Raw genomic sequence first — 15,210 nt, forward strand, 5'->3', positions numbered from 1 at the left:
AGTACCTAGGCTAATCCTAAATACAAGGCTCTTTTTATTATTATATTTAATTCCTATTAAATGTTTCTAAATCTCTGTAATTTTTTCATAAAATGAATCTTGTTTTATTATTTCTTGTTTTGTTTTTGAGAATTCTATTCCATATCCCTCTTCTATAGTCTCAACAGCATGAGTATATCCAGTTTCAATACAGACTATATCTCCCCCCTGTATTTCAAAAGTATGCACTTCTGCTTCTGAATCTTCTGCTTTCTTTATATAAACCTTTAGTCTTCCTTTACAGACATATAGATACTCAATCTTTTCTTTGTGATAATGATTGCCTCTCGGCTCTTTACCTTTTATAAAATCACAGTAAGCTAAAAAATTTATATCATCTGCAGGTAAAATTGCAAGTTCACCTTTTTCTGTCATAATTCTTCCGTATTTATCTTCATCATTTAGTCTTTTGTTATATGTAGCTAACTTAATAATTTTAAATCCTTGTGACTCCATTATCATCATTCCTCATTTTTCTTAATAAAAAAAGTCCTCACACCAAGCACCTTTGCAAAGCATGGGACCTTATAATTAACAAGTCAATCTTTTCCTCACTTTTCCTATAATAGACCTTTTTTGTGAAATTTGCAACATATTTTTCACATAAATTATATAAATATTATTATGCTGCAAATTACTTCTTATAAAAACCTGTTATAATTATGATATTAATTATCATATTATGCTAAAGGAGGCCCAACAATGAATTCAATTTTATTTCATACACTAAAAGGTCTTAACATATCATTTAAACCAATAAGTTTAGATGATATTCAAGATATCCATAACTTTTTATCAGATAAGGAAGTTAAAAAATTTATAGGTTGGAATTTAATGAAGAACTTAGATGACACCAGAGAACATATTAAAGAAATGATGAAAGAAGAATTATCTGGCGACTATTTGTATGCCTCTATTGTTTTAAATACAACTAAAGAGATTATAGGGACAGCTATGTTATTTGATTTTAATAAAGCAACAAAAAGTGCAGAACTAGGATATGTTCTTAGTAGAAACCACTGGGGCAGAGGTTATGGGAATGAAACTGTTTCTTTAATTACAGATTTTGCTTTTAAATCTCTTAAGCTTAATAAACTTAATGCCAGAGTAACTGATGCTAACATTGCATCTAGTAAGATACTGAGAAAAAATGGATATGAATTAGAAAAAATACAAAAAGATGCAAACCTTATTGACGGAATATACTTTGATTTATTGTACTTTAATAAAATTAACTATAACTAACGAATATTTTTGACTTTCTAGATGTACTTTTTTGTAACAATATGGCTAATTGCATACATATAATATATTAACTATTATAGTTTTAATTCAGTCATAGAAGTTAACTCCTTTCATTGGTAAATTAGCTCCATTAATTTGGAGCTTTTTATTTTATTACTTAAGAAATTTTAATAGTTTTAATAGCAAAACATAATATTTTAAATTTCAATGTTCTTAAAAACTATTTTAGTGTCCTAATTATTGATTAAGCTATGATTATTTAATATACTTAAGTTGAAATTTTTTTATAAGAAACACCAATTTCCCCATTGAAGGCAGAAAGATATTTTCTGTCTTCTTTTTTACAATTTGATTATAATTAGTATCATTTATACAAATTTCTACATATAATATATTAACACTCAATAACAAATGATTAAGGATTTGAAACTTTTTTCAACTGTCATTTAAAGCTTCCTTTAAACAGAAAACTAGCCCCATTAAGTTGGGGCTTTTTATCGTTTTAGCCCCCCTAGTTAGACCATGGCTTCAGAAAAGCTTACAACTATGGAACATATAATAAAAGCATCAAAAGGAGGTCGTTAAAAGTTAACACTCTATACCTTCTTTATCATCAAACATACCGTAAAAGGTAAGTGTTCATATATTTTTGTTTCTTTTTCGATAAAACCATATTCTATATACCATTCTTTTAAAACTTTGTTTTCATCTATTATTCCTATTGATATCTCCTTTCCCTCTCTTTTATTTACTTTATAAAGGGCAAAATCCAATAAACTTTTCCCTACACCACGATGTCTTTTTTCAGGTAATACAGCTAACCTCTCAATATAATAGATATCTTTACTACTGCTTGACCTCTGAATCCCTACACATCCAACAGCTTCATTATTTTCATATTTTATATATAATTCCATTCCCTTTTCTATTGATTTCAGTAAATTTTCATATGTTATAAATGCAGGGTTTGTAGATGCGTTTTTTATTGTTAATCCAAAGTCATCTGCTACAGTTATAAATGAATTTCTAATTATTTCTTGGCATTTCATAATTTCCACATCAGTTTCAACTTTCTTTATCATGTCAATCCCCCTTAAATACTTTTCAAATTAAAATCACCCAAAATATTATTGTTCCATTTTGTTTCTCTCAGTCATCGAAATTGCATTGTACATCAATTGTAGTATATTCTTTTTCTAATCTATGTTTTTACATTCACCTTTATTTATCTTTTCAAAAATTTACTTAATTATAATTTTACACCTTTCCCCAATTCCTGTATCGTATTAAAAAAGCCCCATACCTAGGTCAATTCCTAAGCACAGGGCCAATTTCTAGATTTATTTACGATTAAAGTAAGCTTAAATTATTTATTTAAAGCTTCTTCTATAGCAACAGCAACTGCAACAGTAGCTCCTACCATTGGGTTGTTACCCATTCCTATAAGACCCATCATTTCAACGTGAGCTGGAACTGATGAAGATCCTGCAAATTGAGCATCTGAGTGCATTCTTCCCATAGTATCAGTCATACCATAAGAAGCTGGACCAGCTGCCATGTTATCTGGGTGAAGAGTTCTTCCAGTACCACCACCTGATGCAACTGAGAAGTATTTCTTTCCTAAATCTATCATTTCTTTCTTATATGTTCCTGCAACTGGATGTTGGAATCTTGTTGGGTTAGTTGAGTTACCAGTTATAGATACGTCAACTCCCTCATTGTGCATTATAGCAACACCTTCTCTTACATCATCTGCACCAAAGCATCTAACTTTAGCTCTTGGTCCGTTTGAGTAAGCAATTTCGTTAACTATTGCTAATTCTCCAGTGTAATAGTCAAACTTAGTTTGAACATAAGTAAATCCATTAATTCTTGAGATTATTTGAGCTGCATCTTTTCCAAGACCGTTTAATATAACTCTTAATGGCTCTTTTCTAACTTTGTTAGCTTTTTCAGCTATTTTTATAGCACCTTCTGCTGCTGCGAATGATTCATGTCCAGCTAGGAAAGCGAAACATTTAGTTTCTTCACTTAAAAGCATAGCTCCTAAGTTACCATGTCCTAAACCAACTTTTCTATCATCTGCAACTGAACCAGGGATACAGAATGCTTGAAGACCTTCTCCTATACAAGTAGAAGCATCAGCAGCTTTTTTAGTTCCTTTTTTAACAGCGATTGCTGCTCCTAAAACATATGCCCAGCCAGCATTTTCAAATGCTATTGGTTGAGTTTCTTTTGCTATTGTATATGGGTCAAATCCAAGATCTTGACAAATCTTTCTTGCTTCTTCTAAAGATGCAATACCGTACTTTTCAAGAACTGGAGTTATTTGTCCTATTCTTCTTTCATAACTTTCAAATAATGCCATTTTAAAATCCTCCTTCAACCACTTTATTATGCATGTCTTGGGTCTATTACTTTAGCAGCTTCATCGAATCTACCATATTGACCTGTTGCTTTTTCTAAAGCTTCTTGAGCATCTGCTCCTTTAGCGATAGATTCCATCATTTTTCCTAAGTTAACAAACTTGTATCCTATGATTTGATCATCTGCATCTAAAGCAACGTTAGTTACGTATCCTTCAGCCATTTCTAAGTATCTTGGTCCTTTTGCTAAAGTACCATACATTGTACCAACTTGGCTTCTTAATCCTTTTCCTAAATCTTCAAGACCTGCTCCTATAGGAAGTCCACCTTCTGAGAAAGCGCTTTGTGATCTTCCGTATACGATTTGAAGGAATAGTTCTCTCATAGCTGTATTAATAGCATCACAAACTAAGTCTGTGTTTAATGCTTCTAATATAGTTTTTCCAGGTAATATTTCAGATGCCATTGCAGCTGAGTGAGTCATACCTGAACATCCTATTGTTTCAACTAAAGCTTCTTGAATAATTCCATCCTTAACGTTTAATGTTAATTTACAAGCTCCTTGTTGTGGTGCACACCAGCCTACTCCGTGAGTTAATGCCGATATATCTGTTACTTCTTTAGCTTGTACCCATCTTCCTTCTACAGGAATTGGTGCTGCGCCATGATTTGGGCCTTTGGCAACTACACACATTTCTTCAACTTCTTTTGAATACATCATTTTTTTACTCCTCCCTAACAAACGAATTTATAGCCTATAATTAAAGGTTACTCGAAAGGGCTATTCTTCACACGGGAACTTTTTAGTCCCGCCGGGTTATTAATTACCTACATATATTCTATCAAATGAATATGACTCAAACAATATAAATTTTTCAAAATTTAAAAATTCCTCCTGTAATCTTATAATAATGCATAAATTTTCTTATATATCCTTTCCTTCGGAAGTACTGAAAAGTGTGTATAATACTATCTTTATAGCTTGAACCCGATATATGTTAGTGATAAAATAGTAATAATTTGAAAGTGAGGTAATATGAATGAAAAATATAACTAGTATTGTTGTTCAAAAGATGATAGCTTACTTTGAGAAAGATGTTAGAAGGATAAATCATGCGTTAAAAGTTTATACTTTTAGTAAAACTATTGGGGAGATGGAAGGATTAGATGATAAAACTCAGTTAATACTTGATATATCTTCAATTTTGCATGATATAGGCATTAAAGAAAGCGAAAGAAAATATAATAGTTCTGCTGGAAACTATCAAGAAATAGAAGGGCCTCCTGTTGCTCAAGAGTTACTTAAGGATTTAAATTTAGATGATGATATTCTTAAGAGGATTAGTTATTTAATAGGAAATCATCATAGTTATAACAATATAGATGGCATTGACTTACAAATATTGGTTGAGGCAGATTTTTTGGTTAATGCATACGAAGATAACATAAAACCTGAGTCCATAAAAGTATTTAAGGAAAAATATGGACAAACAAAGACCTTCAAAACATATTTAGATTCTATGTACTAAAAAAGCGGCTACGCCACTTCGCTAGGGAACCCTATGGTTCCCTCCGACGACACTGCGTGTCTGAGCACCCTCCTTAAGCGGCGGGGAGCACAACCGCCCCTGCACCCCTTGCATTTTTTATTGCATAGGAAGAATGCACTTTCCTATGCAATAAAAAATACAGGTAGCAAAATCTGCTACCTGTATTATATTTATTTTAACCCTCTTGCAATGGCTTCTGCTACACCTTTAGCACCAACACTTCTCCAAAGCGCTACATCTTCTGAGGCTTCTACAAAAAATGCTTTGATAATAATTGCAGGCATTTCTGTTTTAGCTAATTCTATTAAATATTTAGCATCACCTTTAGCCCCTCTTGACCTGAATCCAATTTTAACCAAATGCTTCTCAATATTTTCTGCATATATTTTTCCTTTATTGCTCCACTTATAATAAAGAACCTCTGATCCTAATGCTCCATTAAATCTATGATAGTAGTTATTAGTTTGGCAAGATATATATAAATCTGCCCCCCAAGCGTTAGCTTTATCTACACCATAATCAATACTATCAGTTAAACTTCTATGAGCTTCTGGCGGAGTTACATCTAAAACCTCATGCCCTAAAGCTCTTAACTGCTTCATTAGTTCTATATGATAATCTTCTGCAATATCAACCTCTCTTAAAAGCCCTATGGCACCTAAATCTTCTCCAGTTCTTTGATATCCTCTTCTTACGGCAATTCTCATTAATATTTCCTCCTTTGTAACTTCATGGGCAAGTATCGTTCTTTATTAATATATGTACCGTAGTCAAAATTTGTTTTCATAATAAATGGAAAAAGCCAGTAGAAATAATAATTTACTTCTACTGGCTTAATATATTATTGTGCTTTGCCTTGATTCTCAACTTCTAGTTTTGACTTTTCTATCTCTTCAGTATTTCCTAGGTAATAATGTCTAATTGGTTTTAAATCATCATCTAGTTCATAAACTAGCGGAGTTCCTGTTGGAATGTTTAAGTTAGTAACTTCTTCATTAGATAAGTTATCTAGATATTTAACTAAAGCCCTTAAACTATTTCCATGAGCTGCTATTATAACCTTTTTATTCAACCTAATAGTTGGTGCTATAACGTCATTCCAATATGGTATTACTCTATCTATTGTATCATTTAAGTTTTCTGTTAATGGTATTTCATCTTCTTTAAGATCCTTGTACTTATTGTCTAGTCCAGCATATCTTTCGTCATTTTTATCTAAAGCTGGTGGATAGACAGCTGAATCTCTTCTCCACTTATGAACCTGCTCATCTCCATACTTTTTAGCTGTTTCTGCTTTATTAAGTCCTTGTAAGGCCCCATAATGTCTTTCATTTAATCTCCATGATCTTTGAACTGGAATCCATAAAAGATCTAACTCATCTAATGCATACCACAAAGTCTTTATTGATCTTTTTAATACTGAAGAAAAAGCTACATCAAATGTATATCCTTCTTCTTTAAGCACTTGTCCAGCTTTTATTGCTTCTTGTACACCTTTATCTGATAAGTCAACATCAGACCATCCAGTAAATCTATTTTCTCTATTCCAAACACTTTCTCCATGTCTTAATAATACTATCTTTTTCATTCTTAATCCCTCTCTTTAAACCAGTTATTAAATATGTACTATCTCTTTTCTATATATTAATTTTATCACTACTGATTTAAAATATCACATCTCAAATATCCTAATATAATGAGTTTAAAACTGATTTAAACCATTACTTTATGTATTTATGTTTAAAATCATCTTATTGATAATTATTATCAATAATCTAAAGACTTAGAATTGCAAAGTTTAATTGTTTATTAACCATTTCAACCTTATTAGGGAGTACCTTGCTAATCTCTTCTATAAACTCCATATCTAATCCTAATTCATCAATTATTTTATGGCTTAATGAAAAGTTAGTACTTACTTTTACCAATTTCTCATAATATAGTGTGCTTATAGCGTCAGCAACACTCAATATCATTACTTCTAATTTATAATTCTCAGCTGCCAAAGGAGTGTGATGATGTTTAACTACTGTTTTTATATCCTCATGAAGATTCCATTTCTCACAGAGCACTTCCCCTATATCGCTGTGAGTACATCCTCCCATTATCATTCTTTCAGCAACAACCTGACTTACTCCTTTTTTCTGAATCTCATATACCTCATCAACTATCTCAGGAAAACACACATCTAATGCAGTGTATCCAATATCATGAATTAGCCCATAGGCAAAATATCTATATTTATCTTCAATTCCAAGCTTTTCAGCTATTAAATTTGCAGCTATTGATGTACCCAAACAATGTTTCCAATACATTTCACTATTTAACTCTTTAGAATTACCTAAATTAGTAGGTAAAAGAGATTTTATTAAATAGGCTACTATTAATTTTTCTACTGCTCTCATCCCTAAATAAACAACTGCATCTTTAATTGATTCAATTTTTCTTTGAAGCTTAAAATATCCAGAATTAATATTAGTAAGCAAAGCTTCTCTTAAATTTCCGCATTCATTTATTTTCAATGAAAGTTCAGTAATATTTATGTCCTCTTCTTTGTTTATCATTATTATTAAATCGGATATTTCTGCTTTAATTGTTGGTAGCTTGTCTGTATTTTTAATAACACTTATTACACTTTCTTTTGATATTTTCATTCTTAGCACCCCCATAAGTCTTTTCAGAAAATTATGTATATTATGACATAATTATATATATTTTTATAGTTTTATACAATACATTTAAACTTTAAATTAAAGTTAAATAATTGAAAAGATGCTACACTAATTTTTATAAAAAAACAAACTACTTAAAGAAGTATAATTATACAACTTTAAGTAGTTTATATCATTTATGCTATTTCTTCTCTTTCCCCATTTACAAGTTCTAAAATAAATACAAAGAGTGGTATTCCTATTATCATACCCCATGCCCCTAAAAAGTGCTCTGATAGTATAAGAACAGTGAATGTTATGAATATAGGTAAATGTATAGCCGAAGACATTATCTTTGGATTTAAAACATAACTCTCAAAAGCATGCAGCACTATAATCATTACCACAACAGATATCAGCTTAGATATTCCTCCAATCTGTAATGCACATATACTTAAAGGAATAAAAGAAACTATTACTCCTACTACAGGCATAAGTCCTAATATAAACATCATTGGCCCAAGTATAAAGACATTTTCAAAACCAAGTAAAGTTAATATTATGCTTGATATTATGGCATTTATTAAAGAAATTACTAGCTGCATTTCTATAACAACAACAAATGATTTCATAAAAATTTTAGCTAAAGATTTATAATATGTATAAAGAAAATTTCCTTTTCCAGTCTCAAATCTTTGGAAAAATGCTTTAAGTTTATGTTGTTCTAATATGTACATAAATGATAATAATATTGAAAGACCTATATTAAAGCCTGTATTTTTAATGTATCCCACAGCTTTCATAGTAAGTACATTAATACTGGATAATCCCTTCATCAAAGTGTCTTCTTTTATATCCAAATTATACTTATCAAACTTTGAGATAAACTCACTAAAATCATAATTTTTAATTCCATTTATTAACAAGTTTACTTGATTAGCTATATTAGGAATAAAAACTACTAAAAAACCAATTAGACCTAATACTACTAAAAAATATGATATTATATCAACTATTCTTTTGGTAAATATCCTTTTAAACCTAGCTTTTTTATACAAGGTTTTTGAAAGATCCAGTATCAGTATCACCTCGATTAGAGTAAGAAGTATCAATGACATAAAATCTTTTAACAAAAATAGTGCAGCTATTAATAAAACTAATGCCAATGCTTTTTTAAACGAGTTACTTGTCAAATTTCTTTCAATAAAGTTCAATATATCATCTCCTCTAAAATTAACACAATAATCTAATTCTATACCATAATACATTCTTATATCAATGCATTAATCCTTACAATATAAAAAATTTATTTAAACTTTATTGCCTATCTCTCCTCCCCCTAATATCTTAGGTTAATTCTTTATATATAAGAAGATTATTCCTTATCTTGTATATATTCTTCATTGAAAACGTTAGTATAATGCTTTATAAATATATTATAAGAGGGGGAATTAATATGAAATTTATTAAAAAGTTTTTAATGCTGTTTCTAATATTCATAGTATCATCTACCTCAATCGCTATAGTTAAAGCAAATGCAGCTACTGTTAGTGGACAAGATATAGTTAATGAAGCAAAAAAACACTTAGGAAAACCTTATGTTTATGGCGCTACTGGTCCTTCATCTTTTGATTGTTCTGGATTCACAAAATATGTATACGGTCAATTAGGCATAAATTTATCTAGGACAACCTATACTCAAATCAAAGAAGGAACATCTGTAGCTAGAGCTGATTTACAGGCAGGTGATCTAGTATTTACTAACTCTGGACATGTTGGTATCTATGTAAGCGATGGACAAATTATTCACGCACCTAGAACTGGTAGCGTAGTTAAGATATCTCCAATATGGACATTCATTGGCGCAAGAAGAATATTAAACTAAAAACAATAAAGGATGTACTAAGTTACCTTATAGTTTAAAACTATAACTAAGTACATCCTATTTTTATATTATATTGTTTTATATAATTATGAACCTATATAATCACTTAAATGCTGCTTTACTAATTCCTGCATATCATTAATATAGCTCGCTTGTATATCATTTTTAACAGAAGTTATATCCTGAACATAATCTTTATATGCTTCTGGATTAACAAAGCTATAATCTTTAATTTCATTAACTATCTTGTCTATCTCACTAAATAGAACTTCTCTATCTCTAGTGCTTAACCTATCAATATTATTACTTATTTCCTTATCTACAAGCTCACTAATCTCAACATTATAGCCATTTCTCTTCATATTATTGATATACTCTTGAGCCCTACATATATTTAATAATTCAGTTTGTGTAAACATAGCTTTTTCCATCATTTGTATCAACTCCAATTTAATTATTCCACTAAATTAATATTTGTATTAAGATATACTTTTATTCCTTATAACTAATAAATTTAATGAAATATCTAGTTGATATTCATATATTTTTGAGTCCAAGGGCAATTCACCATACACTTTAGGCATCCATCGCAGCGATACACATCTACTATATCATCTCTATCTATACCAGGTCTCCATGTAGTTCCATAGATAGCACCTGTAGGGCATATATCCTTACATACAGTACACTCCCCACACTTAGGCATTATTACTGGTCTACTTTCAATAGATAATGGCGCATTTGTTAAAATGGTACTCAAACATACAGCACTTCCATATTCTTGAGTAATAAATAAATTACTTTTTCCTATCCATCCTAATCCAGATAATACAGCAATTTTTTTATGAGGAAGTTGAGTAGTTTTAGTAGTCTTATCATAAAATTCATGTATTAAATTTCTATCGGATTGTGCAAAAGCTTTATATCCTTTCTTAATAATAAAATCTGCTGTCCATTCTGCTATCTCACCAACAAGTCGTTCCGTCTCACCAAACTCAGAGTGATCTGGTATATTTTCTTTTGATAGACGCATTATATAACTTGGACTTAAAGCTATTCCTATTAAGATAGCAAAACTATAACCCCTATTTTCCTTTAGTGAAAGCATAGTTATATCAACTGTTTTTATCAAATTAACGCTACGAGAATTTAATTCAGAGATTAATTCATCCATAATATTACCCCTAAGTAAATTTTTATTTAAATACTTATCCTAAGATTAATTTTACAATAATCATTTCCAACTATCTACCAAATCATTATATAAATTACATTATAAAAAGAACATCTATTCCTCTCAGTACTGATTCATGGTATAATTTTCCTATAGGTAAAATACTTGAGAATCCTTTCAATTCCAACCCTGTCATAACTGCAATTATGACTAATATCAATGACTATTTTAATTCATTACTCACCCTATCAACCTCCTATTAAAAAATGAGTAAGAGGTGATAAATTTGAATTTTGATGAAGTGGAAAGATTAGCGTTACTATCGATAAAAGGAGATATGAGAGCAAAGGAAGAATTAGCAGAAAATTTTAAACCATTTATATTGAATCTTGCAAAAAGATCTTATATTCATGGTTTTGAATTTGAAGACATCGTTAATGAATGTTATAACAGTTTATTTAATTGCTTAAGTCGATATAATCCTGATAAACACAGGTTCGTTGCCTATGCTACTATCTCAATAAAAAACTCAGTGGGTTTATTGATAAGATTGGCTAATAAAAGAAATGAAACTGATGGAGCGGCTACATTAATTCTTACTGATAATCTTGAACATGTAGTTTCAAATGATAAGGAATTTATAGAAGATGAAGTTATCAAAAAAATTGATATTGATAACTTAAAAAAAGCAATTAGTGAGCTTAGTCACACTGAAAAGAAGCTTGTAGACTATGTTTTTCTTAAAAAACATACCTTAAAGCAATATTCCTTGCATAGCAATCTTAACTACTCAAAAGTTGTTAATAAGAAAAACAGTATTATTAATAAATTGAAATTCAATCTTAAAAATGGGATTTCAATTAGTGGTAATTAAGGTATATTAAACTTAAATAATCAATTATTTTGCGGAAGACAAATTGTCTTCCGCATATTAGTATCTTCCTTTAATAAAATCAGCAACATCATCAATTTCAGGAAAAAGAGTTGATTTGTTTATGGAAAAAGCATTCAACATATCTATAAAACTTTTCTTCTCTTTAATTATAAATACTTGTCTTTTTTTATTAGAATCTTTATATCGTAACTCATTTAAATCTAAATCTTTATAATTTTTAGATAAACCACATAATATAAATGCTCCATCCTGCTTAAGTACTCTATTATTGTTTTTAAGTGGCAATACCACTACACTGCTAAGTAAATCATTTTTTTCAATCTCATCTCTAAATGCAGGCTTTTCAGATTTCACTTCCTGTAGTAAACGATGTACTTTTATATTAAACTGCTCTTGAGACATATTTTTATCACTTGCACACTCATACATCTCTTGTTGTTTTTCATAGTCAAACATAGGTAAACTTGCCAATATAGAAACAGTATCGCTTTGAGGATATTTTATAGAATTATCATCAACAGAAAAAACTACAATCTCTCCAAATGAATCTTGATAGTTTTCACAAGCAAAATACAAGGCAACCAAGGGATTAGTTGTTATATCTAATAGCCTCGTAGGCAATCCATAATGTTGCATTTCCACAAGATATTCAAGATGAGATTTCATTTTTTCAAAACTACTTGGACACTTAATTATTAATTCGTTGTACATTTTTCTTTCGTTAATCCTCCAGTTATGCCTACGCATTAATGAAGGAATTAGTATATAATTAGCTTCTGCATGTCCCCTATAAAATAATGTTTTCCCTGGTAGTGACATTTCTCTAATATATTTAAAAAACTCTTCAATGGAAGACAAAAAGTTTAAATCAACTGTTGAATTTAGATATACTATTCCTTGAGAAATATTTACTTCACTTGATAGCTTGTACTTTTCTTTCAATGACTTCATCATTTCCTTAGTAGCTACTAAACGCTCTTCCATTGTGTTTATTGACTTGTAAATCCAATTAATTAAAGCCTGTGCTTCCTCAAATTTCATAAAGTCAACATTTCCATAATTCTTCATAGCTTTGGAATTAATAAATTCATCAAGAGCTTTCTCAATATCCTTTGCTTCAACGAATTTACTCCTATATAGTTCAGTAAATGGAGAATCTATATTCTTTAATATTTGCAGCATTGAATCTTTGCTAATCTTGCCAGATATATAACGATTCATATCACAGTATCCATCAGTAATAAGTTTTTCTCCACACACTAAATAAAATGCTTTTTCTACAAATGGATTAGTATATATTTTTTCAAAGAAAATAAAGAACAAAATAACTCCCTCCTAAGTGAACCAAAATACTTTTATTAATTACTTACACTTATTTCTATTTTACAGTAAGTATTTCCATATTACTACATTCATTATATAAAACTGGTCGAGCTATGTTAGGGTTTATTCCTGTGATTCGTTTTTCACTTGCCTCTTTTAGTCAATAAGGCGTCCATTATCATTCCATGAACCATACATCTTATCTTGTTTAGTATTTTCTATAAACTTATCCAATCTCTTCATAAATAATTCCTGTTGGTTTTTCACCTGTTGTATTGTATCTATTCGTACTCTTCTATAAAGCTCAGGGAAATTCATAAAATTTTCATATACTAACTCATCTTCTTTCAACTTTTTCTCTATAAACTTATCAATAATAAAAGAATTACTACTCATATCAGGTAAGACCTTTCTTCCTTCATCAGTCATAAGTCCAAGTTTCTCAAGACGCCTTACACGTTCTTTATTTAATTCTGTCCATGAACTTTTTTTACTTCTAGGAGATAATCGTTGAACAAGCTTATTTTCTGAATTTTTCTTTTTAATTCCATCAATCCATCCAAAACATAAAGCCTCTTCAACCACGTCCAGATATAATAATGTATCTGCTTTAGGCACAATACTAATCACTACCCAACAACTTGTTTCAATTGAACTATTATCTTGCAACCAAATTCTTAGTTCTTCCCTTGTCCTTACATTAAGTAAACCTTCAATATTTATGATTAACTCACTCCTTTTGTTTTCTTATTATTAGTATATCAACAAAACCCTGACAACCACTGTCATTTTTATAAAGAATTAGCCCCATCAAAATCTTAAAAGAGTTTGATGGGGCTAAAAATGAATCTAATGAAGCTGAGGAATGCTTCTACACTTCTATTCGGTAGACGTTGTTCTCAGCGTCAGTCTAATCATTTATATTAAATGACTCTAATGAAGCTTTGAGAACCAAGCTTCTACAGCAATAAGGGTTACAATCTCAAAAGTTCGAATTTATTTTCTTTTGAAACTCTATATGTCTGTGTATCAATCACTTGTCCTATAGCATTTCCTACATCATATAAAGCTTCATCTGTAGCATCTTCAGATATTTTTGAATATCTTTGCTTCTTGTAGACATCTTTTCCTTCTTTATCTAATCCGCTTTTATATTCTACAACTAAAGCTAATGAAGTTAAAATTGATTCTGTCATCTGACTCGCCTCCTTTCATTTTAAATAGAATTTTTGATTATTTACTTAACTCTTATTTTTTGACTAGGATATATTAAATCTGGATTTTCAATATTATTTAGAGCTACTATTTCTTTTACTGTTGTGAAGTAAATCTTTGATAATGTCCATAAGTTATCCCCTTTTTTTACTACATGATATAAGCCTTCTTCTTTTGCCTGATTGCTTTCTTCATTATGGATATTAAAAGCCTTTTTAATTCCTCTAAAAATTGCAGCTGCCATAGCTTCAGAGTTATAAATTTGCATATCATGTTCACTGTCACAAAAAGCACATTCAATAAGAATTGCAGGCATTTTAGTATTCTTTAATACAAAGAGATCATCCCTAATTTTTACCCCTCTGTCTCTAAAACCTAGGTCAACAATCTCTGGAAGTATTACTTTTGCAATATCTATCCCCTTACTGCCTGGATAACAAAGAATCTCACATCCTTGCGCTCCTGGAAATGCATTATGATGAATAGATATAAAGAAATCCTCATTATGATTATTAGCTATAGCTACTCTCTTGTTTAAAGAGTCATAAAGACTTGAAGCACTACTAGGTAAACATTTAATAACCTCAATACCTGCACTTAAACATTTCTCAATTAATTTACTACCTACCTCAAGATTTAACTTATCCTCTGACTTAATCCCAGATGCCCCTATGTCATAACTGCAATTATGACCAATATCAATGGCTAGTTTTAATACATTACTCAATCTATCAACCTCCTCACAGAATATATATGTCATTTCCCAAAAAATTGCTAAGTTAAGATAGGATAAAATTGAATTTTATTTGCGTAGCAATATAGTGTCTATTCATATTCAATACCGCTGATATTTAGAAAATAACTCTA

At 30.1% G+C, this 15,210-nt stretch carries 18 protein-coding genes; 4 read left to right on the plus strand and 14 right to left on the minus strand.

Annotation, left to right across the window (positions count from 1 at the left end):
• Positions 1-66: 66 nt before the first annotated feature.
• Entirely contained in the window at positions 67-495 is a 429-nt protein-coding gene (locus BUA92_RS05420) for a polysaccharide biosynthesis C-terminal domain-containing protein (protein ID WP_175550860.1), read from the minus strand.
• A gap of 246 nt (positions 496-741) precedes the next feature.
• Here BUA92_RS05420 and BUA92_RS05425 point away from each other — a divergent pair, with 246 nt between their 5' ends.
• Positions 742-1,284, plus strand: a complete 543-nt coding sequence (locus tag BUA92_RS05425; RefSeq protein ID WP_073017521.1) for a GNAT family N-acetyltransferase — start codon at positions 742-744, stop codon at positions 1,282-1,284.
• Between the two features lie 596 nt (positions 1,285-1,880).
• Here the strand turns inward: BUA92_RS05425 and BUA92_RS05430 are convergent.
• The 3 genes from BUA92_RS05430 to BUA92_RS05440 all read right to left on the minus strand — a co-directional run bounded on the left by BUA92_RS05430 (position 1,881) and on the right by BUA92_RS05440 (position 4,371).
• Positions 1,881-2,366 (minus strand): GNAT family N-acetyltransferase, encoded by a 486-nt coding sequence (locus BUA92_RS05430; RefSeq protein WP_073017523.1) that lies wholly within the window; start codon positions 2,364-2,366, stop codon positions 1,881-1,883.
• Between the two features lie 284 nt (positions 2,367-2,650).
• On the minus strand, positions 2,651-3,652 hold the full coding sequence (locus BUA92_RS05435) for a GGGtGRT protein (RefSeq protein ID WP_073017525.1): 1,002 nt from the start codon (positions 3,650-3,652) through the stop codon (positions 2,651-2,653).
• A 26-nt stretch (positions 3,653-3,678) separates the two neighbouring features.
• On the minus strand, positions 3,679-4,371 hold the full coding sequence (locus tag BUA92_RS05440) for an iron-sulfur cluster assembly scaffold protein (protein WP_021802716.1): 693 nt from the start codon (positions 4,369-4,371) through the stop codon (positions 3,679-3,681).
• 319 nt (positions 4,372-4,690) lie between these two features.
• On the opposite strand from BUA92_RS05440, the gene BUA92_RS05445 reads away from it, so the two are divergent.
• Positions 4,691-5,179, plus strand: coding sequence for an HD domain-containing protein (locus tag BUA92_RS05445; protein ID WP_073017528.1), 489 nt, complete (start codon positions 4,691-4,693; stop codon positions 5,177-5,179).
• 191 nt (positions 5,180-5,370) lie between these two features.
• Here the strand turns inward: BUA92_RS05445 and BUA92_RS05450 are convergent, their stop codons facing one another.
• The 4 genes from BUA92_RS05450 to BUA92_RS05465 form a co-directional block, all read right to left on the minus strand.
• The gene (locus BUA92_RS05450; protein ID WP_073017530.1) at positions 5,371-5,907 is read right to left on the minus strand and encodes an N-acetylmuramoyl-L-alanine amidase; all 537 of its coding nucleotides are present in this window, start codon (positions 5,905-5,907) and stop codon (positions 5,371-5,373) included.
• 134 nt (positions 5,908-6,041) lie between these two features.
• Positions 6,042-6,788, minus strand: a complete 747-nt coding sequence (gene gpmA / locus BUA92_RS05455) for a 2,3-diphosphoglycerate-dependent phosphoglycerate mutase (RefSeq protein WP_073017532.1) — start codon at positions 6,786-6,788, stop codon at positions 6,042-6,044.
• Between the two features lie 187 nt (positions 6,789-6,975).
• A complete protein-coding gene (locus BUA92_RS05460; RefSeq protein ID WP_073017534.1) occupies positions 6,976-7,854 on the minus strand; it encodes an HDOD domain-containing protein in 879 nt (292 codons plus the stop codon).
• A gap of 194 nt (positions 7,855-8,048) precedes the next feature.
• Positions 8,049-9,065, minus strand: coding sequence for an AI-2E family transporter (locus BUA92_RS05465; protein ID WP_073017536.1), 1,017 nt, complete (start codon positions 9,063-9,065; stop codon positions 8,049-8,051).
• Positions 9,066-9,307: 242 nt separating this feature from the next.
• On the opposite strand from BUA92_RS05465, the gene BUA92_RS05470 reads away from it, so the two are divergent.
• On the plus strand, positions 9,308-9,736 hold the full coding sequence (locus tag BUA92_RS05470; RefSeq protein WP_073017537.1) for a C40 family peptidase: 429 nt from the start codon (positions 9,308-9,310) through the stop codon (positions 9,734-9,736).
• Between the two features lie 86 nt (positions 9,737-9,822).
• Here the strand turns inward: BUA92_RS05470 and BUA92_RS05475 are convergent, their stop codons facing one another.
• Both BUA92_RS05475 and BUA92_RS05480 read right to left on the minus strand, forming a co-directional pair.
• Complete coding sequence (locus tag BUA92_RS05475; RefSeq protein WP_073017539.1) at positions 9,823-10,170, minus strand: hypothetical protein; 348 nt, start codon at positions 10,168-10,170, stop codon at positions 9,823-9,825.
• A gap of 92 nt (positions 10,171-10,262) precedes the next feature.
• Complete coding sequence (locus BUA92_RS05480; RefSeq protein WP_073017541.1) at positions 10,263-10,910, minus strand: epoxyqueuosine reductase; 648 nt, start codon at positions 10,908-10,910, stop codon at positions 10,263-10,265.
• A 286-nt stretch (positions 10,911-11,196) separates the two neighbouring features.
• Here BUA92_RS05480 and BUA92_RS05485 point away from each other — a divergent pair, with 286 nt between their 5' ends.
• Entirely contained in the window at positions 11,197-11,784 is a 588-nt protein-coding gene (locus tag BUA92_RS05485; protein ID WP_073017543.1) for a sigma-70 family RNA polymerase sigma factor, read from the plus strand.
• Positions 11,785-11,841: 57 nt separating this feature from the next.
• On the opposite strand, the gene BUA92_RS05490 is transcribed toward BUA92_RS05485, so the two are convergent.
• The 4 genes from BUA92_RS05490 to BUA92_RS05505 form a co-directional block, all read right to left on the minus strand.
• On the minus strand, positions 11,842-13,128 hold the full coding sequence (locus tag BUA92_RS05490) for an FRG domain-containing protein (protein ID WP_073017545.1): 1,287 nt from the start codon (positions 13,126-13,128) through the stop codon (positions 11,842-11,844).
• Positions 13,129-13,284: 156 nt separating this feature from the next.
• Positions 13,285-13,746 carry a YdeI/OmpD-associated family protein gene (locus tag BUA92_RS05495; protein ID WP_341411507.1) on the minus strand — a complete coding sequence of 154 codons (462 nt, stop codon included), beginning with the start codon at positions 13,744-13,746 and terminating at the stop codon, positions 13,285-13,287.
• A 356-nt stretch (positions 13,747-14,102) separates the two neighbouring features.
• Entirely contained in the window at positions 14,103-14,324 is a 222-nt protein-coding gene (locus BUA92_RS05500) for a DUF1659 domain-containing protein (RefSeq protein ID WP_073017549.1), read from the minus strand.
• Positions 14,325-14,365: 41 nt separating this feature from the next.
• Positions 14,366-15,070, minus strand: a complete 705-nt coding sequence (locus BUA92_RS05505) for an N-acetylmuramoyl-L-alanine amidase (RefSeq protein ID WP_073017551.1) — start codon at positions 15,068-15,070, stop codon at positions 14,366-14,368.
• Positions 15,071-15,210: the final 140 nt, after the last annotated feature.

Source organism: Clostridium intestinale DSM 6191 (genome assembly GCF_900130055.1).
Lineage (GTDB): Bacteria > Bacillota > Clostridia > Clostridiales > Clostridiaceae > Clostridium_T > Clostridium_T intestinale.

Coding starts and splice junctions, on each gene's coding strand:
- BUA92_RS05500 (WP_073017549.1), bottom strand. CDS start 14,324: ATGACAGAATCAATTTTAACTTCATTAGCTTTAGTTGTAGAATATAAA.
- gpmA (WP_073017532.1), bottom strand. CDS start 6,788: ATGAAAAAGATAGTATTATTAAGACATGGAGAAAGTGTTTGGAATAGA.
- BUA92_RS05475 (WP_073017539.1), bottom strand. CDS start 10,170: ATGATGGAAAAAGCTATGTTTACACAAACTGAATTATTAAATATATGT.
- BUA92_RS05440 (WP_021802716.1), bottom strand. CDS start 4,371: ATGATGTATTCAAAAGAAGTTGAAGAAATGTGTGTAGTTGCCAAAGGC.
- BUA92_RS05445 (WP_073017528.1), top strand. CDS start 4,691: ATGAAAAATATAACTAGTATTGTTGTTCAAAAGATGATAGCTTACTTT.
- BUA92_RS05460 (WP_073017534.1), bottom strand. CDS start 7,854: ATGAAAATATCAAAAGAAAGTGTAATAAGTGTTATTAAAAATACAGAC.
- BUA92_RS05430 (WP_073017523.1), bottom strand. CDS start 2,366: ATGATAAAGAAAGTTGAAACTGATGTGGAAATTATGAAATGCCAAGAA.
- BUA92_RS05425 (WP_073017521.1), top strand. CDS start 742: ATGAATTCAATTTTATTTCATACACTAAAAGGTCTTAACATATCATTT.
- BUA92_RS05450 (WP_073017530.1), bottom strand. CDS start 5,907: ATGAGAATTGCCGTAAGAAGAGGATATCAAAGAACTGGAGAAGATTTA.
- BUA92_RS05420 (WP_175550860.1), bottom strand. CDS start 495: ATGGAGTCACAAGGATTTAAAATTATTAAGTTAGCTACATATAACAAA.
- BUA92_RS05470 (WP_073017537.1), top strand. CDS start 9,308: ATGAAATTTATTAAAAAGTTTTTAATGCTGTTTCTAATATTCATAGTA.
- BUA92_RS05435 (WP_073017525.1), bottom strand. CDS start 3,652: ATGGCATTATTTGAAAGTTATGAAAGAAGAATAGGACAAATAACTCCA.
- BUA92_RS05480 (WP_073017541.1), bottom strand. CDS start 10,910: ATGGATGAATTAATCTCTGAATTAAATTCTCGTAGCGTTAATTTGATA.